We start from the raw sequence: 21,448 nt of genomic DNA, 5'->3' as shown, positions 1-21,448 counted from the left end.
AACGATTTCAGAATGGCTCGCGCAGCGGTGCGGGTAGCGGAACCTCAGACGCCTTCTCACTCCGGGATCCCCGACTCATGTATGTGCCAATACGACACGCTGGGGCTGTCCTCGCGAGAAGACGTCTGAGAACCCGCGGCGGTGCAAGCTGAGACCCACACCGCATGCGGCTTCGCCGCATACTGAAACAACCTCTGCGGAAGTCACTTGACCGCACCTGCGGTGAGCCCCTGCGCGAGGTAGCGCTGCAGGAACAGGAAACCGACGACCACCGGGATGCTGACCACCAGCGAGGCGGCCATCACCTCGTTCCAGTACACCGAGGACTGCGTGGAGTACTCCCGCAGCCCGACGGCCAGGGTGCGCGATCCCGAGTCGGTCATGATCGAGGCGAACAGCGTCTCGCCCCAGGCGGTCATGAACGAGTAGATGCCCACCGCCGCGATGCCCGGCCGCGCGGCGGGCAGCACGACCCGCACCAGCGCGCCCACCGGGCCCGCGCCGTCGATCAGCGCCGCCTCGTCGAGATCGCGCGGGATGGAGTCGAAGTAACCGACCAGCATCCAGGTGGAGAACGGCAGCGAGAACGTCAGGTAGGTGATGATCAGACCCACCTGGCTGCCGTGCAGCGCGATGCCGGTCACCTGCCCGATCGTGGCGTAGATCAGGTACAGCGGCAGCAGGAACAGGATGCCGGGGAACATCTGGGTGGAGAGCACGACGATGCGGAAGGTGTCCCGCCCGCGGAACCGGTACCGGCTGATCGCGTAGGCGGCGAGCACCGCGATCGCCACCGACAGCACCGCCGCGCCCGCGGCCACCACGACGCTGTTGCGGAAGTAGGTGGCCAGCGGGACGGTGGACCACATGTCCACGAACGGCTGGAAGGTGATCTCGCCGGGCAGCCATTCGAACCGGTCCTGCACCCGGGACAGCGGTTTGACCGCCGAGGTGACCATGACGTAGAGCGGGACGAGCACGAACAGCGCGAGGCCGGTCAGCCCCACCACCCGCAGGACGCGGAACCAGCGAGGCTCAGACATCCTTCATCCTCCGCGACGTGAACGCCAGGTACCCGGCGGTGACCACCAGCAGGAACAGCAGCAGCAGCGCGGACATCGCCGAGCCCAGGCCGAAGTTCCAGGTGAGGAACGAGCTGCTGTAGATGTGGATGGACAGCAGGTTCGCCGCGCCCGGCACCGACTTGTCGAACAGCAGGTAGGCCACGTTGAAGTCGTTGAACGTCCACAGGAAGAGCACGAGCACGAGGACCTGGTTGACCGGGCGCAGCATCGGCACCGTGATCGAGCGGAACTGCTGCCACGGTCCCGCACCATCCACTGTGGCCGATTCGTGCACGTCGGACGGGATGGACTGCATGCCGGCCATCAGCGCCAGGAACGCGAACGGCCACAGCCGCCACACCGCGGTGATCACCAGGCTGAGGAACGCGTTGTCGCCCAGCAGCCAGAACGTGCCGCCACCGAGGCCGAGGTCGGCGAGCACGGTGTTCACCATGCCGTCGCTGCGGTCCAGCATGAACTTCCAGATCAGCACCGCGGTGTAGACCGGCAGCGCGTAGGGCACCAGGAACAGCGCGCGCAGCACCGCGCGGCCGGGGAAGGACCGCTGGAGCAGCGTGGCGGCGAACATGCCCAGCGCCCAGGAGATCGCGACCGTCAGCACCGCGAAGGCGCAGGTGATCAGGAACGAGTGCAGCAGCTCGGCCCCGACCGCCCCGTTGAAGTCGATCGCGAACCGGTAGTTGTCCAGCCCCGCGAACGGGGCCCGGATCCAGTTGCGCACGTGGAACTGGGTCAGCTCCAGCACGCTCATCCACAGCCCGCCCAGCATCGGCACCAGGTGCACCAGCAGTTCGAAGGCCAGCGCGGGTGCCAGCAGCAGGTAAGGCAGCGCCCGCCTGCTGGGCGTCCACTTGCGACGTTCGGCAGGAGTCGTCATCCGCCGCTCCCCCGCATCTTCTGCTCGGCGTCGGACAGCGCTTCGCGCACCTCCGCCGCACCGACCTGCCGACCGGTGGCGATCTCGGCGAACAGGTCGCGCATCGCGGCTCCGACGGTCGTCTCGAAGTGCGCCTCGTTGGGGATCATCGGCACCGTTTCCGAGCCGGTGGCCAGCACTTCGCGGAAGACCTGGTTCTTCGGCGTGTGGAACGCGGGATGGCCGTAGGCGTCCTCGACGACCGGCAGCGTGCCGTACTGGTCGTTGAGGATCGCCTGCTCCTCGGCGCTGGTCAGGAACTCCACCAGCGCCAGGGCCTGCTCGCGGCGCGGGCTGTCGGCGAAGACCGCGACGTTCGACCCGGCGACGTGGCTGCGCACCGCGCGCCCGCCCGGCGGCAGCGGATCCGGCACCGGCAGCGGCACGACGCCGTAAGCCTCATCGGGCATGCCGTTCTCCTGCAGCGTCGGGATGACGCTGTTCTGCGCGATGAGCATCGCGGCCCTGCCGTTGGTGAAGTTCGACGCGGCGCCCGATGCGTTGCCCTCCTCGGCATCGTCCGGGCTCACCACTCCTTCGGCGCCCATCAGGTCGACGTACTGCTGCACCGCGGCGACCGCTTCCGGTGAGGTGAAGGTGGCGTTGCCGCGCTCATCGATCAGGTGGGTGCCCTGCTGGCGGCCGAACATGAACGCGAAGTGCGCGTTCTCGGTGTAGCTGGCGCCTGCGATGGTCAGGCCCCAGCGGTCGCGCGCCGGATCGGTCAGCCGCTTGGCGGCGACGAGGAACTCCTGCCAGTCGCGCGGCGGGTCGATGCCGGCTTCGGCGAAGCGCGCCTTGTCGTAGAACAGGCCGTAGGACAACCCGTACAGCGGCAGCGACGACGGCGCCCGGCCGGGCATGCCGGTGGAGCTCATGCTGCTGTCCAGGAAGCGGTCCCGGCCGCCGAAGCGGTCCATCAGCGGATCGTCGAAGGGCACGAACGCGCCGGTCGCCTGCAGCGAGGCGGCCCAGGTGTTGCCGAGGTTCACCACGTCCGGGGCCACTCCGGAGGTCGCCGCGCCGAGGATCCGGTTGAGCAGGTCGGACCAGCCGATGACCTCGACGTCGACCTCGATCCCGGTGCGCTCGGTGAACTTGGCCAGTTCCGCGCCGAGGATGCGCAGGTCCTGTTCGGAGCTCTTGCCCTGGTTGCTGGCCCAGTAGGTGATGCGGTGGGAGTTCTCGGCCGGTGGTGCGCAGCCGGTGAGCATGGCGGTGATCAGCGTCGCGATCAACGACACCGCCGCGAGCGAGCGTTTGTCCACGAAACGACTCCTCGTGCTTGTCGGGCCCGTCGTTGGACCCGCCGATCAAGCTAGGGACTTAACCGGTTAATCAGAAGAGTCGAAAACCGCCGTTACCGTGTCGTTAACTTCCGGGCGCAGCTGTGCTGGCCCGCGGCACGAGCCGCCGGGACGACAGCTCGCGCTCCTCGACCGCACCCGTTTCCACCAGTTCCAGCAGCATCCGCGCGGCGGTCGCGGCGTCCTTGGCCACTCCGTGCGCGAACGCGGTCACCGCCGGGCGCACCACGCGGCACAGCATCGAGTCGTCCCACGCCAGCACCGAGAGCTCAGCGGGCACCGCGACGCCGAGTTCGTCCGCGCCCGCCACCGCGGCCACCGCCATCACGTCGTTGTCGTAGACGATCGCGGTCGGCCGGTCGCGGGCGGCGAGCAGCCGCCGGGTGGCCCGCATCCCGCTTTCCTCGGTGTAGTCGCCGGATGCCCGGCTGAGCACGACGCCGTCGTACTCCCGCGCGGCGGCGCGCAGCGCTTCCTCGCGGCGCACGGTGTGCTGCAGGCTGCGCGGCCCCTGCACGTGGCCGATGCGCCGATGGCCGAGTCCGGCCAGGTGCGCGAGAGCCGTTCGCGCGACGTCGTTCTCGTTGACCAGCAGCACCGAGCTGCCGGGCATCGTCTCCGCGGTGCCGAAGAACACCGTGGGAGTGCCCAGCTCGCGCAGCAGCCGCGGGCGCGGGTCCGCGGCCCGCAGATCGGTCACCACCACGCCGTCCACGCGCCGCTCGGCCCACCACCGCTGGTAGGTCGCCAGTTCCGTCGCGGTGTCGGACACCAGCGCGAGCTGGAGCGACACCCCGTGCTCGGAGAGCGTCTGCTCCAGCCCGGCGACCATCTGCATGAAGAACGGCTCGGTGTGCAGCACTTCGGGCGAGCGGGCCAGCACGATGCCCACGCTGGCCGCCCGGTCGCTGGAGAGCGCACGCGCGGCACTGCTGGCCCGCCAGCCGAGCGAAGCGGCGACTTCGAGGATGCGCTCGCGGGTCTGCGGGGACACCCCACCGCGACCGTTGAGCGCGTAGGAGACCGCGGCCTTGGAAACACCGACCTCGCGGGCGATGTCGATGATCGTCGGCCGCTTCACCCCGGTCTCCTCCCCACGCCTCGCCAGAGCCGCCGGATTCCGGCGAGCAATGCTAGCTGGCGGCCCTGCAACCGCACTCGATCAGTCCGATGGTCGTTCGCCGCATCAAGGGCGGGTCGCTGTCATCGTCGGCCAGCGGCGGGCCGGTGCCCGCGGTGCGGAACAGGTGCTCCTGGTGTCGGGCAATGACCCGCGCGCCGACCTGGTCGGCCTGCATCGCAATGCCACCGAGGCCGTCGTCGCCGCAGGCGCCCAGCGGACCCTCTACACGAGCCAGCATGCCGCCGTCCCCGGCAATCCGTACCCGCCGTCGGAGACTGGCCGAGCTCCTCGGCCGGGAGCCCAACAGCGCTGCCGACCGGCTCGCGGGCCACGTCGCCGCCTGAAGCGCTCCTTGCCGATCGTGATCCGGTCTGCTCCCCTGGCCGCCCCTCAGCGCCGCAACGCCTTGCGGGACAACCAGTTCCCGAGGTACTGGGCGGCCTGCACCAGCACGATGATGATGACCACCGCGATCACCGTGACGGTCCAGTCGTAGCGCTGGTAGCCGTAGCTGATGGCGAAGTCGCCGAGCCCGCCGCCGCCGACCGCGCCGGCCACCGCCGTCATGTCCACCACCGCGACGAAGACGAAGGTGTAGCCGAGGATCAGCGGCCCCAGCGCTTCCGGCACCAGCAGCGTGGTGATGATCCGCAGCGGGCTCGCACCCATCGCGCGGGCCGCCTCGATGACGCCCGGGTCGATGGTGACCAGGTTCTGCTCCACGATCCGGGAGATGCCGAAGGTGGCCGCCACGATCAGCGCGAAGGTCGCCGCCGAGGTGCCCAGCGTGGTGCCGACGACCTTGATGGTCAGCGGCCCGATGGCGGTGATGAAGATGATGAACGGGATCGGCCGGATGATGTTCACCAGCACGTTGAGCACCGTGAACACCAGCCGGTTGGCCAGGATCCCGCCCGCCCTGGTGGTGTAGAGGGCGATGCCGAGCAGCAGGCCGAGCAGCCCGCCGACCAGCATCGTCGCCAGCACCATCCACACGGTCTGGCCGATCGAGGTGAGCAGCACCGGCCCGATGGTCTCCCAGTCGATCATGACGCGGTCAGCTCCTCGATCTCGGTGGTGCGGCGCAGCTCGGCGATCACAGCGTCCACATCGGACTCCGCGCCGAGCAGCTCCAGGGTCAGCCGCCCCAGCTGCACGCCGCCGAGCTCCTTGAGCCCGCCGTCGACGATCTCGAAGCGCACCTGGTGGCGGCTCACCGCTTCGGAGAGCGCCGCACCGACGCGGCGGTCGTCGCGCAGGTGCGCGGTGATCAGCCGTCCGCTGTGCCGGGCCCGGAGCCGGTCGAGGCGCTCGCCGCCGGGCCGGTCGGGCAGCACCGTTTCCACGAACCGGCGGGCGGTCTCGGTCTTGGGCGTGGCGAAGACGTCCAGCACGCTGCCCTGCTCGACGATGCGCCCGGAGTCCAGCACCGCCACCCGGTCGGCGATCTCGCGGACCACCTCCATCTCGTGGGTGATCACCACGATCGTCACGCCGAGCTCGGTGTTGACGCGCTTGAGCAGCCGCAGCACCTCACCGGTGGTCTCCGGGTCGAGCGCGCTGGTGGACTCGTCGGCGAGCAGGATCTTCGGGTTGGTGGCCAGCGCGCGGGCGATGCCCACCCGCTGCTTCTGGCCGCCGGAGAGCTGGTCGGGGTAGCTCCACGCCTTGTCGGCGATGCCGACGAAGTGCAGCAGCTCGGCGACGCGCCGCTGCCTGCTCTCCTTGTCCCAGCCCGCAACCTTCAGCGGGTAGGCGACGTTGCCGAACACCGTCCGCGAGCGCATCAGGTTGAACTGCTGGAAGATCATGCCGATGTCGCGGCGGAGTTCGCGCAGCCGCCGCTCCGGCAGCCCGGTGATGTCGGTGCCGTCGACCAGCAGGCTGCCGGAGCTCACCGGTTCCAGCGCGTTGATCAGCCGGACCAGGGTGCTCTTGCCCGCTCCGGAGTAGCCGATGACCGCGAACACGTCGCCGGCCTCGATGGACAGGTCGATCCCGGTCAGCGCGGTCACCGACCGCGCTCCGGTGCCGAAGGTCTTGCCGACCTGCCGGAACTCGACGATCGGGGTCACTTCGCGCCCCGCACGGTCTCGGTCAGCCCGGCCAGGATGCCCTCCAGCTCGGCCTGCGTGCGGTCGACGCTGACCGAGGTGCCCTTGGAGTCGGCGAGGACCTGGTCGGCGACGCGCTTGTCCCGGTAGAGCTCCACGAGCTTGTGGTAGACCGGGTTGTCCTTGTCCTCGGCGCGGGTGACGAAGACGTTGATGTAGGGCGCCGAGTCGGGGCTGTTCGGGTCGTCGCCGAACAGCGCCGCGCTCGGGTCGAGGTCGGCGTCGAGGGCGAAGTTGTTGTTCACGATCGCCCCGTCCACCGACGGCAGCGAGGCCACGGTCTGCGCGGCGTCCACCGGGACCACGGTCACCTTCGACGCGGCGGTGTCGATGTCGGCCGGGGTGGACAGCACGGTGCCGCCGCCCTTGAGCTTGATCAGCCCGGCCTGCTGGAGCACCAGCAGTGCGCGCGCCTGGTTGGTCTTGTCGTTGGGCACCGCCACGGTGCCGCCCTGCGGGATGGCGGCGACGTCGGTGTGCTTCTGCGAGTACAGGCTCAGCGGCACCACGTAGCTGGAGCCGATGGGCGTGAGCGTGTCGTCGTTGGACACGTCGTAGTTGGCCAGGAACAGCACGTGCTGGAAGAGGTTGAGGTCGATCTGCCGCTGCGACAGGGCCGGGTTGGCCTGGTGGTAGTCGCTGAAGTTGACCGTCTCCAGGTCGATGCCCTGCTCGGCGGCGAGCTCCTTGTAGGTCTTCCAGTACTCCTTGCTGGCGTCGGTGACGCCGATGCGCACCTTGGTCCGCCCGGCGGCGGTGTCGTCGGATCCGGAGTTGACCGCGTAGAGCACGGCGGCCACCACCGCGATCAGGACGACGGCGATCACCGCCACCGCACCCCCGCGCCGGCGCGGTTTCTCCGGCAGTCCCAGATCGGCGGGAGTGGCGTCGTTGTCGGACATGGCAGGCCCTTCCAGGTGTCGATCACTTCGCGGACACCTTGCAGCACCGGGTCGGCCTGCCCGAAATCGTTTCAAGATCTGGGTAGAAACGGCGCGATTTGCCGTTCGGGCCCCGGTTGTGGTAGCGCGATCATCAACCATCCGGCGGATTGTCCAGACCATTTGACGCGGTGTTGGGTTGTCCCACGATCGCGACCGGTTTGTCCGCTGCGACGGCCTGGCCCGCGACGCCCCCGACCCTGGAGGAGGAGAGTTGATCCGCTCCGTTCTCGGCCTCGCCGGCGCCGCGCTGCTGGCGGCCGGCGCGGCCGCTCCGGCGACCGCCGACCCGGACTCCCCGCTGCCCCAGATCACCCCGCAGCCGCAGCAGGTCGTGCAGCTCGGCGACGACGTGCCGGTCCCCGAGCGGGTTTCGGTGGTCGCCGACCGCGAGGTCAGCCAGCCGACCCGCGACCTGCTCGTCGCGGTGCTGCGCGGGGCGGGCGCCGAGGAGGTGGACGTCGTCGACGCCGGCCAGCGGCCGGACGCGCCGCTGGTGGTGCGGGTCGGCGGCATCGCCACCGACGACATCGCGCGCGGGCTCCAGGACGCCGGCGTCGAGGTGCCGCCCGACCTGCCCGCCGAGGGCTACGCGCTGGCCGCCAAGGACGGCGCGGTCGTGCTCGGCGGCGCCGACTCCGACGGCGTCTACTACTCCGCGCAGACGCTGCGCCAGCTGGTGCGCGACCACGGGATCGCCGGGGCCGGCGTCGTCGACCACCCGCTGATGCCGCTGCGCGGCACCATCGAAGGCTTCTTCGGCAGCCCGTGGACCCACGAAGAGCGCCTGGACCAGCTCGCCTTCTACGGCGACGTGAAGATGAACACCTACATCTACGCGCCGAAGGACGACCCCTACCACCGGGAGCAGTGGCGCGACCCGTACCCGGCGGACAAGCTCGCCGAGCTCTCCGAGCTGATCGCGCAGAGCGACGCCCACCACGTCAAGTTCACCTTCGCCCTCTCCCCCGGGCTGTCCATCTGCTACACCAGCGAGCAGGACTGGCAGGCGCTGATCGCCAAGCTGCAGGCGATGTACGACCTGGGCGTGCGCGCGTTCTCGCTGCCGCTGGACGACATCGACTACAACAAGTGGCACTGCGCCGGCGACGAGGCGAAGTACGGCGCGCCGTCGCAGCAGGCGGCGGGGCAGGCGCAGGTGGACCTGCTCAACCGGATCCAGCGCGAGTTCATCGACACCCACGAGGGCGCGAAGCCGCTGCAGACGGTGCCCACCGACTACTCCGACACCGCCGACAGCCCGTACAAGAAGACCATCCGCGAGCAGCTCGACCCGGCGGTGGTGATGATGTGGACCGGCGTCGGCGTGGTCCCGCCGGAGATCACCGTGCCGCAGGCCGAGGAGGCCGCCAAGGTGTGGGGCCGCAAGGTGTTCGTGTGGGACAACTACCCGGTCAACGACTTCCACGCGACGGCGGGGCGGCTGCTGCTCGCGCCGTACGCCGAGCGGGAGTCCGGGCTGCACGAGCAGCTGGCCGGCATCGTGCTCAACCCGATGAACCAGGCCTCGGCGAGCAAGGTCGCCGAGTTCGGCGCGGCCGACTTCTCCTGGAACGACACCGGGTACGACGCGAACCGGGCGTGGCGGGAGGCCGCCCGCTACCTGGCAGGTGGCGACGCGGCGACCACCGAGGCGCTGCTGGCCTTCTTCGATCTGGAGCACCTCTCGCCGACCCTGGAGGGCGAGATCTGGCAGCCGCAGGCTCCGGAGCTCGCGCGCAGGCTCGACGAGTTCCACGCGAAGTGGGCCGAGGACAAGGGCGCGGCGATCGAGGCCCTGCGGCCCTACGCCGAGCTGATCGCCGCGGCACCGCAGCGGATCCGCGACGGCGCGGTCGATCCGGGATTCGTCGCCGATGCCGCGCCGTGGCTGGAGGCCACCGACCTGTGGGGCCCGGCGCTGCTGGCCAGCCTGAACGGCCTGCAGTCCCGGGTGGACGGTGACGAGGCCGCCGCGGAGAAGGCGTTCGCCGAGGCCGCCGAGCTGGCGCGCCGGGCGGGCGAGATCCACACCATCCCCGGCGAAACGCGCCCGGAGGGGCCGATCAAGGTCGGTGACGGGGTGCTGGACACCTTCATCGCCGGCGCGCCTGATCTGCGCTGAGCCGGGTTCACTCCCCCGGAGACGCGTGTTCGTCCGGCGCAGCCGCCATGCGCCGGACGAACACGTCGTCGCGCCCGTGCGGTGACGCGATCCAGCGGGCGATCGCGTCCGCGTCGCCGTGCGAGATCAGCCTCCGCCGGACCCGGAGGTGCAGGCCGTCGCGCAAGACCTCGATCCCGGCCGCGCGCGAGGCGGGCAGCAGCGGAGCGGGGTAGCAGTCGAGAGCCTCGCCACCGGTGCGCTCGGCCAAACTCCGCTCCAGTTCGAGGAAGTCCGCCGAGACGCGGCCGGCCAGCCGGTAGGGGTCCGAGCGCAGCCGGTAGCCGAGGACGCGGCGCAGCCGGGTCATCTCGGCGCGGACGGTGACGGCCTTGCCGTTGGGTCCGTAGGCCTGCCGGGCCATCTCCTCGGCGCTCATGCCTCCGGGGTGAGCCGCCAGCAGCACGACGAGCTCGCTGTGGCGCAAGCTGAGTTCGTGCGGCATGCCGTCGACGTGCACCAGGGCACGACCGCGGCCGAGCGCTTGCACCCGCAGCAGCTCTCCGTCGCGATCCGGGTGGTCAACGCCGTGCACCGCGAACGGCCCGGACGGAGAAAGCCGTTCGACGACCACGCGCTGGCCGTCCGGCAGCGTCATCGGGCCGTCCTCCCCCAGACCCGCCGCCCACTGCGGCAGGAGCCATCCCGCGGGCGTCGTGTGCAGCATTCGTCCGTCCACACCGACCAGTGCGCTGCGGATCCCGCTGCGGCGCAGGACGTTATCGACGTAGCGCGCCCGGACCTCGTCGTCGCGCTGCCGGGTCTGTTCGCCGAGTTGCGCTCCGGCCAACCTGGCTGCGGCCGCGACCAACGGCATGGCCAGCGCGTTCGCCGACGCGACCGGGTAGGTCACGTCGATGGTGCCGACCGTCTCGCCGGTGACCGGGTCCACGATCGGCGCGGCCGAGCAGTTGAAGTCCGCGGCCACGGACAGGTAGTGCTCCGGACCGCGGACCTGGAACGGCCGCCCCAGCGCCAGCGCGGTGCCCACCCCGCTGGTGCCGACCTGTTCCTCGTTCCACAGCGCGCCCGGGACCAAGCGCGCTCGCTCGGCGTTCCTCCTGGTGGCCGGGTCGCCCACCACCCGCAGCAGCCGCCCGGCCGGGTCGCTGATGAAGACCAGGTGGCCGGGCTGGGTGGCCGCGTCGCCGATGGTGCGCAGCAGCGTCGGCCAGACGTCGGCCAATCGGTGCTTCCGGGTCAGCTCGCCGACGAGGTCCGCGGTCGGCTCGACCGGGGCGAGCGACCGGTCGGGGTGCACGCCCCTCTTGCGGGCGCGGTCCCACGACGCGCGCACCTCGGGGCGTACCCGCGCTGAGGTGCCGCCGCTCAGCGCGTTCTCGCGGGCGGCTGCCAGCCGTCGTGTCGTCTCATCCATGTCGAGGTCGAGAAAGGTATCCCCGGTTGCAACGCCGGTGCAACGCGCGCGGACCTCTTGGCCGGTGCCGGAGCGATGCCGCACAGTCGGTGCGATCTGAGGCCCGACGCTTGGAGGACGACGTGGCATACCTGGAACTGCCGGACGGCTTGCCGCTCTACTACGAGGACCGAGGTTCGGGACCGGCTGTGGTGCTCATCCACGGATGGACCATGAACAGCACGTTCTGGGAGCAGAACGTCGCCGCGCTCAGCGCGCAGAACCGCGTGATCACGCTCGACCTGCGCGGGCACGGCCTGTCCGGGAAGACCGATGACGGTCACACCCTCGCCCAGTACGCTCGCGACGTCCAGCACCTGCTGCAGTACCTGGAGCTGCGCGATGTGTGCCTGGTGGGCTGGTCGATGGGCACCGCGGTCATCCTGTCCTACGTCCAGCAGTTCGGTTGCGGGTTGCTGCGCTCAGCGGCCTTCATCGACCAGTCGCCGCGTTTCCTCGACGCCGACGACTGGCAGTACCCGCTGTTCGGCGGGTACTCCGCGGTGGATCTCGCGGTTTTCGCCCAAGGTTTCCAGCACGCCCGGCCCAGCGTCGTCAAGCCGTTCATCGCCGCGTGCTTCGCCGAAACCCCGCCGGTGGAGGTGGTCGACGCCGTCTACGCCGAGACCGCGAAGACGCCGTCCTCGGCAGCGCTCGCGGTGTGGTACGACATGGCCTACGCCGATCTGCGGCCGGTGCTCCCCGAGGTCACCGTTCCGACGCTGCTGATGTACGGCGCGCGCAGCAAGGTCTTCCCCGGCGAGCTCGACCGCTGGCTGGCCGAACAGCTGCCGCAGGCGAAGGTCGCCCGCTTCGACGGCAGCGGTCACGCCCCGTTCAGCGAGGAACCCGACTCGTTCAACGAAACGCTCGGTTCCTTCCTCCGGTCCTGAGCTCCCCGCCCGGGCTCCGCCCCTCGGGGCCCGGGCCGTCCCCCGGTCAACGGCCGCTCGGCAGCAGGTCGGCGACCAGCCGGCCGACCTGGTCGGCTTCGATCAGGAAGCCGTCGTGGCCGTGCGGCGAGGCGATCGTGCCGAACCCGGCGCCCGGGATCGACTCGGCGAGCTGCCGCTGCTGCTCCAGCGGGAACAGCCGGTCGCTGTCCACGCCCGCGACGAGGGTGCGGGCCGCGATCCGGCGCAGCGCGGCTTCCACCCCGCCCCGGCCACGTCCCACGTCGTGGCCGGACATCGCCCGCGCGAGCACCACGTAGCTCGCCGCGTCGAACCGGCGCGCCAGCTTGTCGGCGTGATGGTCCAAATAGGACTCGACGGCGTATCTGCCGCCGCGCCACGGGTGTTCGCCGTCCTGGTGCTCGGTGCCGAAGCGCTGCTCCAGCTCGTGCGGGCTGCGGTAGGTGATGTGCGCGATCCGCCGGGCCACTCCCAGCCCGGCGTGCGGGCCGCGGCCGTCGGGCAGGTCGTGGTAGTGGCCGTCGAGCCAGTCCGGATCGCTGCGGATCGCCTCGATCTGCGCCCCGGACCAGGCGATCTGCTCCGCGGAGGCCACCGCGCAGCAGCTCAGCAGCAGCGCCGCCGACACCCGCTCCGGGTGGCCCGCGGCCCACTCCAGCGCCCGCATCCCGCCGAACGAGCCGCCGAGCACCGCCGCCCACCGCCGGATGCCGAGCGCGTCGGCCAGCTGCGCTTCCGCCTGCACCGCGTCCCGCACCGTGATCGCCGGGAACCGCCCGCCCCACGGCCGCCCGTCGGGCGCTGCGGACGCCGGTCCGGTGCTCCCCTGGCAACCGCCCAGGACGTTCGGCGCGATCACGAACCAGCGGTCGGTGTCCAGCGCCCGCCCCGGTCCGACCAGCGCGTCCCACCAGCCGCCGCTGGGGTGCCCGGTGCCTGCCGGTCCCGCCACGTGGCTGTCGCCGGTCAGCGCGTGCAGCACCAGCACGGCGTTGGAGGCCTCCGGGTCGAGCTCTCCCCAGGTCTCGTAGGCGAGCTCCACCTGCGGGAGAACGCCTCCCGCCTCCAGCACCAGCGGTCCGGGCAGCCGGAACCAGCTGCGCCGGCCGACCGGGTCGCCCGCCCGCCACGCACCGGTGGCGGGCGGACGACCGTGCGTCCGGGTCATCGCTCCAGCTCGGCCTTTGCCGCGCGGAAACCGGCTTCCAGGTCGGCCTGGAGATCGGCCACCGCCTCGATGCCCACCGACAGCCGCACCAGGCCCGGGCTCACCCCGGCCAGCCGCTGGTCCTCTTCGGTGAGCTGGCTGTGCGTGGTGCTCGCCGGGTGCGCGATGAGGCTGCGCACGTCACCGATGTTCACCAGGTGGCTGAACAGCTCCACGCCGTCGACGAACGCCCGCCCGGCGTCGACTCCGCCGCGCAGCTCGAACGAGACGATCGCGCCCGCCCCGCCCGGCAGGTACTGCTGACCGAGCTCGTACCACTCGCTGCTGGGAAGTCCCGCGTAGTGCACGGCTTCGACCTCGTCGCGGGAGCTCAGCCACTCGGCGAGCTGCTGGGCGTTGCTGACGTGCCGCTCGATGCGCAGCGACAGCGTCTCCAGGCCCTGCAGCAGCAGGAAGGCGTTGAACGGCGAGATGGCCGGGCCGATGTCGCGCAGGCCCTGCACCCGCAGCTTCGCCGCGAACGCGCCGTGGCCCAGGGCGGGCCAGTACTGCAGGCCGTTGTAGCTGGGGTCCGGCTCGACGAAACCGGGGAAGCGCTCGCTGTTCGCACCGAAGTCGAAGGTGCCGCCGTCCACGACGATGCCGCCGACCGCCGCGCCGTGCCCGCCCAGGTACTTCGTCGCCGAGTGCACCACGATGTCCGCGCCGTGCTCGATCGGGCGCAGCAGGAACGGCGTCGTCACCGTGTTGTCGACGACCAGCGGCACGCCGACCTCGTGCGCGACCTCGGCCACCGCCCGCACGTCGAGCACGTTCGAGCGCGGGTTGCCCAGCGCTTCGCCGAAGAACAGCTTGGTGTTCGGCCGCGCGGCGGCCCGCCACGCCTCGATGTCGTCGGGGTCCTCGACGAAGCTGACCTCGATGCCCAGCTTCGGCAGCGTGTGCCGGAACAGGTTGTGGGTGCCGCCGTACAGCGCTGAGCTGGCCACCAGGTGGTCGCCCGCCTGCGCGAGGGTGAGCACGGTCAGCGTCTCGGCCGCCTGGCCGGAGGCCAGCGCCACCGCCGCCACGCCGCCTTCCAGCGCGGCCACCCGCTCTTCCAGGACTGCCTGGGTGGGGTTGTTGATCCGGGTGTAGATGTTGCCGGGTTCGCTGAGGTTGAACAGGTTCGCCGCGTGCTCGGTGTCGCGGAAGACGAACGAGGTGGTCTGGTAGATCGGCACGGCGCGAGCCCCGGTGGTGGGGTCGGGTTCCGCCCCGGCGTGCACCTGGAGGGTGTCGAAGGACCACGCGGAACGGTCGGTGGAAGAGCTCACGGGATGTCTCCTGGATCGTGGATCGCGCGGGCATGCGCGCTCGCGCCTGCGGTGCGGCACCGCAGGCGCGCGGGGACGGGCGGTCAGGCCGCCGGTGGTAGGAGAACTGCGCTCATCGCGCGCAGCGGTGGATCAACACGCCGAAGCGGTCACGCGCAGGAGGTCGACGTGGCGACGGGCAACCAAGCGGATCACGCCCGGGAGACTAGCGAGAAGCCCACTGCGCGCGAAACCCCGTCCACTATCCGGGAATCCGGCTCACGCGGCGGCCAGCGCCGCGGCGGTGGTCTCGGCGGTCCGCCTGCCCCATCTGCCGGTGGTGCACGACCCGATCACGCCGATGAGCAGCCCGCAGCCCGCCACGATCCACCACGCGGGGCGGCTGGCTTCGCCGAACCCGGTCTCCTCCAGCTGGACGGCCACCACCGCGGGCAGGACGGCGGCGCCGAGCGAGGCACCGATCTGGCGGCTGGTGGAGGCCACGGCGGCGGCGACCCCGGCTTGCGCGGCGGGCAGCCCGGCGACCGCGGTGGCGGTGACCGGGGCGTTGAGCATGCCGAAACCGAGCCCGAACAGCGCATAACCCGCGATCAGCCACGGAAGTGGCGTGTCGTCTTCGAGACCGGCGAGCACCACACCGCTCAGCGCGATCCCCGCGCCGCTGAGCACCAGCGGGATCCGGGGCCCGCGGGCACCGATCAGCCGTGCGGCCACCGGCGCGCACAGGATGGCCGGCGCGGCCATCGGCAGGGTCAGCAAACCGGCCTCCAGCGCGGAGAAACCGCGCACGTCCTGCAGGTAGAGGGAGTTGAGGAACAGGAAGCCGGACAGCGCGGCGAACCCGCACAGCGCGATGACCGTCGCACCAGACATCGGTGCGCTGGCGAACAACCGCAGGTCCAGCAGCGGCTGCTCGCGGCGCTTCTCGTGGCGCACGAAGACGACGGTCGCCAGAGCGCTGAGCAGGAAGCAGCCCAGCGTCGCGGGCGCGGTCCAGCCGACGTGCGGGCCCTCGATGATCCCGAAGACCAGGCTCGCCAGCGCGACGATGACCAGCAGCTGCCCGGCCGGGTCGAAGCGGCGCGGCCGGGGAGATCTGGATTCCGGCACGAACCGGGAGGTGAGCACCAGCGCGGCGATGCCCGCCGGGATGTTGATCCAGAAGATCGACCGCCAGCCGGTGCTGTCCACCAGCAGACCGCCGGTCACCGGGCCGACCGCCATGCTCAGGCCGACGACGCTGCTCCAGATCCCGATGGCCCTGGCCCGCTCCCGCGCGTCGGGGAAGGTGTTGACGATGATCGACAGCGCCACCGGGTTGAGCATCGACGCGCCGATCGCCTGCAGGACGCGGAACCCGATGAGCCAGCCCACGGTGGGCGCGATGCCGCACAGCAGGGACGCGGTGGTGAACACGATCAGCCCGAGCCGGAAGACGCGGCGGCGGCCGAATCGGTCGGCGACGGAACCGGCGAGCAGCAGCAGCGACGCCAGCACCACCGTGTAGGCATCGATCGTCCACTGCAGACCGGGCAGCGGCGCGTCCAGCTCGTCCTCGATCTCGGGCAGCGCCAGGTTCACGATCGTGGTGTCCAGCGACACCAGGAACAGGCTGAAGCAGCAGATCCCCAGCACCAGGTATCGGCGGTGCGGCACGGGCATGATCACCTCGGTCGGTAAGCGGTCGGCAGGCGGGACCGCCCGGCCCCGGAGAAGAACGCCACCGGGGTCGGGCGCCGGCTCACCTGGACAGGGCGCGCTGCGGCGCGGGCTGGCCGAGGCACTGGTGGAGCAGTCCGGCGTGGTGCACGACGAGCGGGTCCAGGTGGTTGCGCGCGTCGATGACGTACCTGCCGCTGATCTGCCCGGCGATCCGCTCCCAGTCCAGTTCCCGGAACTCCGGCCACTCGGTCAGCAGCACCAGCGCCGAGGCGCCCGCCGCCGCCGCGTACGCCGAATCCACCACGCGGATCCCCGCCACCGCGCCGGGCATGCTCGGGTCGTAGCCGACCAGCTCGGCGCCCTCGGCGGCCAGCAGCTCGGCGATGGCCAGCGCGGGCGAGTCGCGCAGGTCGTCGGTGCCCGCCTTGAACGTCAGCCCGAGCAGTCCGACCCGGGTGCCGGCCAGCCGGCCGCCCACCGCCTGCCGGATCTTGCCCACCACCAGCCGCTGCTGCCGCGCGTTGGTGTCGATCGCGGCGCGCAGCAGCGGGAAGTCGGAGCCGATCACCGCCGCCGAGCGCAGCAGCGCGTGGGCGTCCTTCGGGAAGCACGACCCGCCCCAGCCCGGGCCGGGCCGCAGGAACGCGGTGCCGATCCGCTGGTCGTAGCCCATCCCCCTGGTGACGTCGTTGACGTCGGCGCCCATCCGCTCGCACAGCTCGGCGATCGAGTTCACGAAGGACAGCCGGGTCGCCAGGTAGCAGTTGGCCGCGTACTTGATCATCTCCGAGCTGGCCGGATCGGTCAGCAGGACGGGCGCGTTGAGCGCCTCGTACAGCGCGGCGACGCGCTTGGCGGCGTCCAGGTCGGCCGAACCGATCACGATCCGGTCCGGGTTCAGGAAGTCGTGCACCGCGCTGCCCTCGCGCAGGAACTCCGGGTTGGACGCCACCGCGACATCGGGCCTGCCGAGCAGCTCGCCGACGCGGGCCGCCGTGCCCACCGGCACGGTCGATTTGTTCACCACGACCGAATCAGGAGGTAGCGGATCCCTCAGCTCCGCAACGGCGGCCTCCAGCGCGGCCAGCTTCGCCGCCCCGTCCGGTCCCATCGGCGTCGGCACGCAGAGGAACACCACTTCGGCGCCCGGCGCCGCCTTGCCCGCCCCCACCACGAACCGCAAGCGGCCCTCCGCCAGCCCGACCCCCACCAGCTCGGCCATCCCCGGTTCCCGGATCGTCACCTCGCCCCGGGACAGCGCCCGCACCTTCGCCGGATCGATGTCCGCGCACACCACCCGGTGCCCCAGCGACGTCAGGCACGCCGCCGTCGTCAGGCCGACGTAACCGGCGCCGATCACCGCGATCTTGACCCCACTCACCACGTTTATCCCCTTCGCTTCGAACCGTCCGCGCCACCAGGGAAATCCGGTGGCGCGGACGTGACGCTGCCGAACACCGCCCGGCCGGAGCCGGGCGCTGACTGGTCCTCGCACCGGTCCCCGGACGCCGGGGCCGGCGGTGCTACGCCCCGTGCGGGAGCGCGCGGATCCCCTCGAACGGGGTGTCCTTCTCCAGGTAGTCCACGGTTTCGAACAGCCCGACCGCGTGCATCGGGAACCGGGCACCGGCCTCGGCCACGAAGACGCACGGCAGCACCCGCTTGCGCTCCGCGGCACCGGCCTCGCCGCTCTTGCGGATGTGCTTGTGGGTGTGGATCAGGATCGGCATGAAACCGCCGCCGAGGAAGGTGCCCTGCTGCAGGATCGCGCCGCCGACGCAGTCGATCACCAGGCCCTTGCCGAGGATGGAATCGCGTCCCTGGTAGTAGAAGGACGGATCCGACATCGTGCCGTGCTCCACGTGGAAGACCCCGGCGGCCAGGCCGATGATGGAGCGACCGCTGATCCGCAGCACCGATCGGTAGAAGTCGACCAGCACCGGCCGGATCCGGGCGTCCGGGAGCTTGAACTCCGGGCCCAGCAGCACGATGCGCATCAACTCGGCGAGCGTCAGGTCGGAACCGGCCGGGCTGGGGAACTCCTGGTCCCAGGGCACCAGGTAGTCCGCCGGGGCGATCAGGTCGGAGCCGACGTCCTCGGCGATCAGCCGCTCGGCCTCCGTGACCGGGGCGGCCACCCGCTCGCCGCGGCCGAGGATCCGGCTGGCGATCAGGTACCGGCTCTCCTCGGTCTTCAGCTCGCTCGCGGTGCGGATGAGGGCGATGCGGGCCTCGGCGGTGTCCGGGATGTCGAAGAGGTGGTCGATGCCGTCGGTCGGCACGTCGATCTTGGCCTTGGTGGTGCGCATCGGCAGCGCGGTGTAGGAATCCACCACCTCGGCCAGCGCGCCGGCGAAGTCGCCGACGCCGATCCGCACCAGTTCGGCCGCGGCCAGACCGCGGTAGTCGTAGGGCACCGACGGCGAGGTGGACAGCACGCTCTCGGCGAGCAGCCGCCGGTAGCGCTCGTCGTCCAGCGTCGTCTCAGCGAGTTCCAGCGACAGGTACGGCGAGTTCACGCCGGGCCCGTGGATCCAGCTGGTGGCGAACGGCGCCTCGAACCGGCACGCCTTCGCGAACAGCTCGTAGGCCTCGTCGTCGTTCTTGATCCGGCCGGCGATCTGCTCCCGGCCCGCCGCCTTGTCGATGACTTCCCCGACCATGTCCGGGGCCAGTCGCAGCAGCCTTGCGTACTCCTCGATGCTCTGCATCACGCACTCCCAAATCGGGCGAGTTCCTCGCCGTTTCCTGGTAATCCGACCTGCAACTCGGGTTCGACCGGCCAGGCGAAGCTGCCGGTCGCCGCGGTCAGGCCGAGCGCGGCCATCAGCCGGTGCTCGGCCAGCCGAAGCACCGCGGTGCCCTCGTCGGCACCGCACAAGAAGTCCAGTTGTGCCAGCAACGCCTCCTCGAAGTGGTTCCCGGAGACGGTGACCCGCTGCTGCGAGCCGGCGTCCCGGACGTGCACGGTGTGCTCGTTCTTGTAGTCGGCGGCCACGCCGTAGCTCGGTTCGAAGACCAGCGTCACGTGCTTGCCGGAGACGAGTTCGACATCGGCGAAGCGGTACCGCAGCTCCGCGCTGAACGGGATGATCGACCGGGCCAGGTAGCGCTTCGCGGTGCTCGCGGAGAACGCGAACCCGGCCAGCCCGGCGAACCCGATCGCCCCGCCGGAGGAGGTGTAGAGCTCCACCTCCGGCAGCTCCGGAACCGCCGTGCGCACCCGCATCTCCGGTGTCACCAGCGCCGGGTTCGTCCGCAGGTACCGCTCGTAGTGCCCGGCCGGCAGGATCGCGCGCAGGATGCTCAGCATGTGGAAGCACTCGTAGCCGGCCTCGCCGTACTGCGTGTCGACGAACCTGCCGTTGGCGATGTCCAGCACTCGGTTCTTGGTGAACTCGATGGTGATCTTCCTGATCGGGTCGCCCGCGGCGGCCCGGTGCACCGATTCCGCGAACCGCCGCACCACCCGGCTGTGCGCGTAGACGTCGTTGACCACGATCCGGGCGCGCGGGTGCCGCCGGACCAGGTCTACCAGGTCGCCGAGCTCGGCCGGGTAGCAGGCCGGTTTCTCCAGCAATATCCGGGCGTTCGGCTGGCACCGCAGGATCTCCGACACCACCGCCAGGTGGGTCGCTGTCGGCGTGGCCACCACCCAAGCGTCCACATCGGACCGCGCGGGCACATCGGCCACCCGGTCGTGATCCGCTCCTTCCTTCCGGTCCACAGTGGTGATCCGATGACCCGCCCTCCCGAAGCAGGCGACGTGGCGCGCGCCGATCATCCCGATGCCCACGATCACGATGTTCATGCCAGCCTGCCCAGTTCCCGGACGCGCTCGCCGTTCTTCAGCGCGTGATTGGCGGCGGCGGTCCCGGCCGCCCGGCCCAGCACGGCACCCGCCATGAGCCCGGTGCCGCCCGGGTAGCCCTGGTCGTAGAGCCCGCCGACGATCACCCCCGCGGCGTAGAGGCCGCTGATCGGTTTGCCGTCGCCGCGCACTTCGGCGTTGGTGCTCACCGACAGCCCGCCGTAGGTGAACGTCAGCCCGCACACCACCGGGACGAACAGGAACGGCGGGGTGTCCAGCCGCTTCGGGACGCGCGCGGCGTCATCGCGGTCGGCGGGCAGGAAGTCGGTGTCCGAGCTGTTGAGCCTGCGGACCTCCTCGGCGAGGTTCCCGGCGTCGATGGACAGCCGCCGCGCGCCCTCCTCGATGCTCCGGGTGATCACCGACGCCGGATCGCTGAGGTAGCCCTGCGGCAGCTTGCCCGATTCGACGACCTTGCCGTCGAAGACCTGGAAGGCGATCTGCCCCGGCTGGTCCAGGATCCGCTGGCCCAGCGAGACGTAGCTCAGCTGGCTGTGGTCGCCGGACTCGTCGAAGAACCGGCGCCCGTCCCGGTTGACCACGATCCCGCGCGGGAACGCGTAGCGCGTCAGGCCGTGGGACTCCCGCATCCGCCCCGGCATCATGTAGTCGGGCAGCGCGGTGCCCTGCGGCGTGGTGTGGGTCTGCTGCCAGTTGCCCGCCGTGTCCGCGCCGAGCGCGATGGCCGCCTCCAGCGGTTCGCCCTTGTTGTACGGCACGCCGCGCAGTTTCACCTCGCGCCACTGCGCGCCGAGGTGCCGCTCGCGCATCCGCGCGCTGCCCTCGAACCCGCCGGAGGCCAGCACGAGCGCGTCGCAGACCACCGGGAACACCGGGCCGGATCCGCGCAGCAGGTAGCGCCCGCCGGAGACCTTCTCGATCTCGGTGGCCGTGCTGTCGTAGCAGACCGTGCCGCCGAGGCGCTCGAACTCCGCGAAGTTGCGGGCCTGCAGCGCCTCGCCGCCGCCGTCGAAGACCACCGGGAAGTCACCGGGAAGCGGGTTCGGCCGCGGCACCCAGTGGTGCCCGAACCCGCGCATCCAGGTGATCGCGCTGGTGGACCGGCGGATGATCGACTCGATGAGCGTGGTGTCCACCTGGTCGCCGGACGTCCGCAGCCAGTCGGCCAGGTAGTCCTCGTCGGAGTACCCCGCCGGGTCGGCCGGGAGTTCGGCGATCCGCGCGTCGTCCGGGTCCCGCATCAGGCCGGCCAGGAACGCGCGGTCCCGCCAGGAGAAGCGCATGGTCCGCGTCAGCGAGCTGTTCCCGCCGCGGAACTCCCTGGGTGCCGCGTCGAGCACCGCGACCGAGTCCGCCCCGGCCTGCAGCGCCGCGATACCCGCGCACAGACCCGCATTGCCGGCACCGACGATGACGACCTGCCACTGCCGTTGGCCTTTCCTTCGGCTATGCATCCACCACTCCCCTGAGAATCGGCCCTGCCCCCGCA

Annotated in this window: 19 protein-coding genes; 2 read left to right on the top strand and 17 right to left on the bottom strand. The window is 71.1% G+C overall.

Annotated elements, in window-relative coordinates; genetic code table 11:
* Positions 1-203: 203 nt before the first annotated feature.
* From ATL45_RS30920 to ATL45_RS30885, 8 genes are all read right to left on the bottom strand, one after another.
* Complete coding sequence (locus tag ATL45_RS30920; protein WP_093160704.1) at positions 204-1,043, bottom strand: carbohydrate ABC transporter permease; 840 nt, start codon at positions 1,041-1,043, stop codon at positions 204-206.
* Positions 1,036-1,962 carry a carbohydrate ABC transporter permease gene (locus tag ATL45_RS30915; RefSeq protein ID WP_093160702.1) on the bottom strand — a complete coding sequence of 309 codons (927 nt, stop codon included), beginning with the start codon at positions 1,960-1,962 and terminating at the stop codon, positions 1,036-1,038. The genes ATL45_RS30920 and ATL45_RS30915 overlap by 8 nt, the downstream gene beginning before the upstream one ends.
* Positions 1,959-3,269, bottom strand: coding sequence for an ABC transporter substrate-binding protein (locus tag ATL45_RS30910; protein ID WP_246025650.1), 1,311 nt, complete (start codon positions 3,267-3,269; stop codon positions 1,959-1,961). Before ATL45_RS30910 ends, ATL45_RS30915 begins: the two co-directional genes overlap by 4 nt.
* 103 nt (positions 3,270-3,372) lie before the next feature.
* On the bottom strand, positions 3,373-4,389 hold the full coding sequence (locus ATL45_RS30905; RefSeq protein WP_093160699.1) for a LacI family DNA-binding transcriptional regulator: 1,017 nt from the start codon (positions 4,387-4,389) through the stop codon (positions 3,373-3,375).
* Between the two features lie 52 nt (positions 4,390-4,441).
* On the bottom strand, positions 4,442-4,669 hold the full coding sequence (locus ATL45_RS39100) for a hypothetical protein (RefSeq protein ID WP_170210400.1): 228 nt from the start codon (positions 4,667-4,669) through the stop codon (positions 4,442-4,444).
* A gap of 152 nt (positions 4,670-4,821) precedes the next feature.
* Positions 4,822-5,481 carry a methionine ABC transporter permease gene (locus ATL45_RS30895; RefSeq protein WP_093160696.1) on the bottom strand — a complete coding sequence of 220 codons (660 nt, stop codon included), beginning with the start codon at positions 5,479-5,481 and terminating at the stop codon, positions 4,822-4,824.
* Positions 5,478-6,506: a methionine ABC transporter ATP-binding protein gene (locus tag ATL45_RS30890; RefSeq protein WP_093160694.1), complete on the bottom strand. Its 1,029-nt coding sequence runs from the start codon at positions 6,504-6,506 to the stop codon at positions 5,478-5,480. Before ATL45_RS30890 ends, ATL45_RS30895 begins: the two co-directional genes overlap by 4 nt.
* Positions 6,503-7,447: a MetQ/NlpA family ABC transporter substrate-binding protein gene (locus ATL45_RS30885; RefSeq protein ID WP_093160691.1), complete on the bottom strand. Its 945-nt coding sequence runs from the start codon at positions 7,445-7,447 to the stop codon at positions 6,503-6,505. The genes ATL45_RS30890 and ATL45_RS30885 overlap by 4 nt, the downstream gene beginning before the upstream one ends.
* A 253-nt stretch (positions 7,448-7,700) precedes the next feature.
* Between ATL45_RS30885 and ATL45_RS30880 the strand changes: the two genes are divergently transcribed.
* Entirely contained in the window at positions 7,701-9,611 is a 1,911-nt protein-coding gene (locus ATL45_RS30880; RefSeq protein WP_093160687.1) for a glycoside hydrolase family 84 protein, read from the top strand.
* A 7-nt stretch (positions 9,612-9,618) separates the two neighbouring features.
* Here ATL45_RS30880 and ATL45_RS30875 read toward each other — a convergent pair whose 3' ends face one another.
* Entirely contained in the window at positions 9,619-11,028 is a 1,410-nt protein-coding gene (locus tag ATL45_RS30875) for a GAF domain-containing protein (protein WP_093160684.1), read from the bottom strand.
* A 122-nt stretch (positions 11,029-11,150) separates the two neighbouring features.
* Between ATL45_RS30875 and ATL45_RS30870 the strand changes: the two genes are divergently transcribed.
* Complete coding sequence (locus ATL45_RS30870) at positions 11,151-11,960, top strand: alpha/beta fold hydrolase (RefSeq protein WP_093160752.1); 810 nt, start codon at positions 11,151-11,153, stop codon at positions 11,958-11,960.
* Positions 11,961-12,006: 46 nt separating this feature from the next.
* Here ATL45_RS30870 and metX read toward each other — a convergent pair whose 3' ends face one another.
* The 8 genes from metX to ATL45_RS30835 all read right to left on the bottom strand — a co-directional run bounded on the left by metX (position 12,007) and on the right by ATL45_RS30835 (position 21,413).
* A complete protein-coding gene (metX, locus tag ATL45_RS30865) occupies positions 12,007-13,149 on the bottom strand; it encodes a homoserine O-acetyltransferase MetX (protein ID WP_093160682.1) in 1,143 nt (380 codons plus the stop codon).
* Positions 13,146-14,465, bottom strand: a complete 1,320-nt coding sequence (locus ATL45_RS30860) for a bifunctional o-acetylhomoserine/o-acetylserine sulfhydrylase (RefSeq protein WP_093160679.1) — start codon at positions 14,463-14,465, stop codon at positions 13,146-13,148. The genes metX and ATL45_RS30860 overlap by 4 nt, the downstream gene beginning before the upstream one ends.
* A 132-nt stretch (positions 14,466-14,597) precedes the next feature.
* Positions 14,598-14,660: a putative leader peptide gene (locus ATL45_RS40290; protein ID WP_351116928.1), complete on the bottom strand. Its 63-nt coding sequence runs from the start codon at positions 14,658-14,660 to the stop codon at positions 14,598-14,600.
* Between the two features lie 63 nt (positions 14,661-14,723).
* On the bottom strand, positions 14,724-16,127 hold the full coding sequence (locus ATL45_RS30855; RefSeq protein ID WP_093160676.1) for a DHA2 family efflux MFS transporter permease subunit: 1,404 nt from the start codon (positions 16,125-16,127) through the stop codon (positions 14,724-14,726).
* A gap of 79 nt (positions 16,128-16,206) precedes the next feature.
* Positions 16,207-17,517: a UDP-glucose dehydrogenase family protein gene (locus tag ATL45_RS30850; RefSeq protein ID WP_439332504.1), complete on the bottom strand. Its 1,311-nt coding sequence runs from the start codon at positions 17,515-17,517 to the stop codon at positions 16,207-16,209.
* A gap of 133 nt (positions 17,518-17,650) precedes the next feature.
* Positions 17,651-18,838 (bottom strand): hypothetical protein, encoded by a 1,188-nt coding sequence (locus ATL45_RS30845; RefSeq protein ID WP_246025649.1) that lies wholly within the window; start codon positions 18,836-18,838, stop codon positions 17,651-17,653.
* Positions 18,838-19,938: a Gfo/Idh/MocA family oxidoreductase gene (locus ATL45_RS30840; RefSeq protein WP_121505427.1), complete on the bottom strand. Its 1,101-nt coding sequence runs from the start codon at positions 19,936-19,938 to the stop codon at positions 18,838-18,840. Before ATL45_RS30840 ends, ATL45_RS30845 begins: the two co-directional genes overlap by 1 nt.
* A complete protein-coding gene (locus ATL45_RS30835; protein ID WP_121505426.1) occupies positions 19,935-21,413 on the bottom strand; it encodes an FAD-binding protein in 1,479 nt (492 codons plus the stop codon). The genes ATL45_RS30840 and ATL45_RS30835 overlap by 4 nt, the downstream gene beginning before the upstream one ends.
* Between the last annotated feature and the right edge of the window lie 35 nt (positions 21,414-21,448).

This window comes from Saccharopolyspora antimicrobica, from assembly GCF_003635025.1.
GTDB lineage: Bacteria > Actinomycetota > Actinomycetes > Mycobacteriales > Pseudonocardiaceae > Saccharopolyspora > Saccharopolyspora antimicrobica.
The sequence above is the reverse complement of the archived record's forward strand: the minus strand, read 5'-3'. Positions and strand labels throughout refer to the sequence as shown.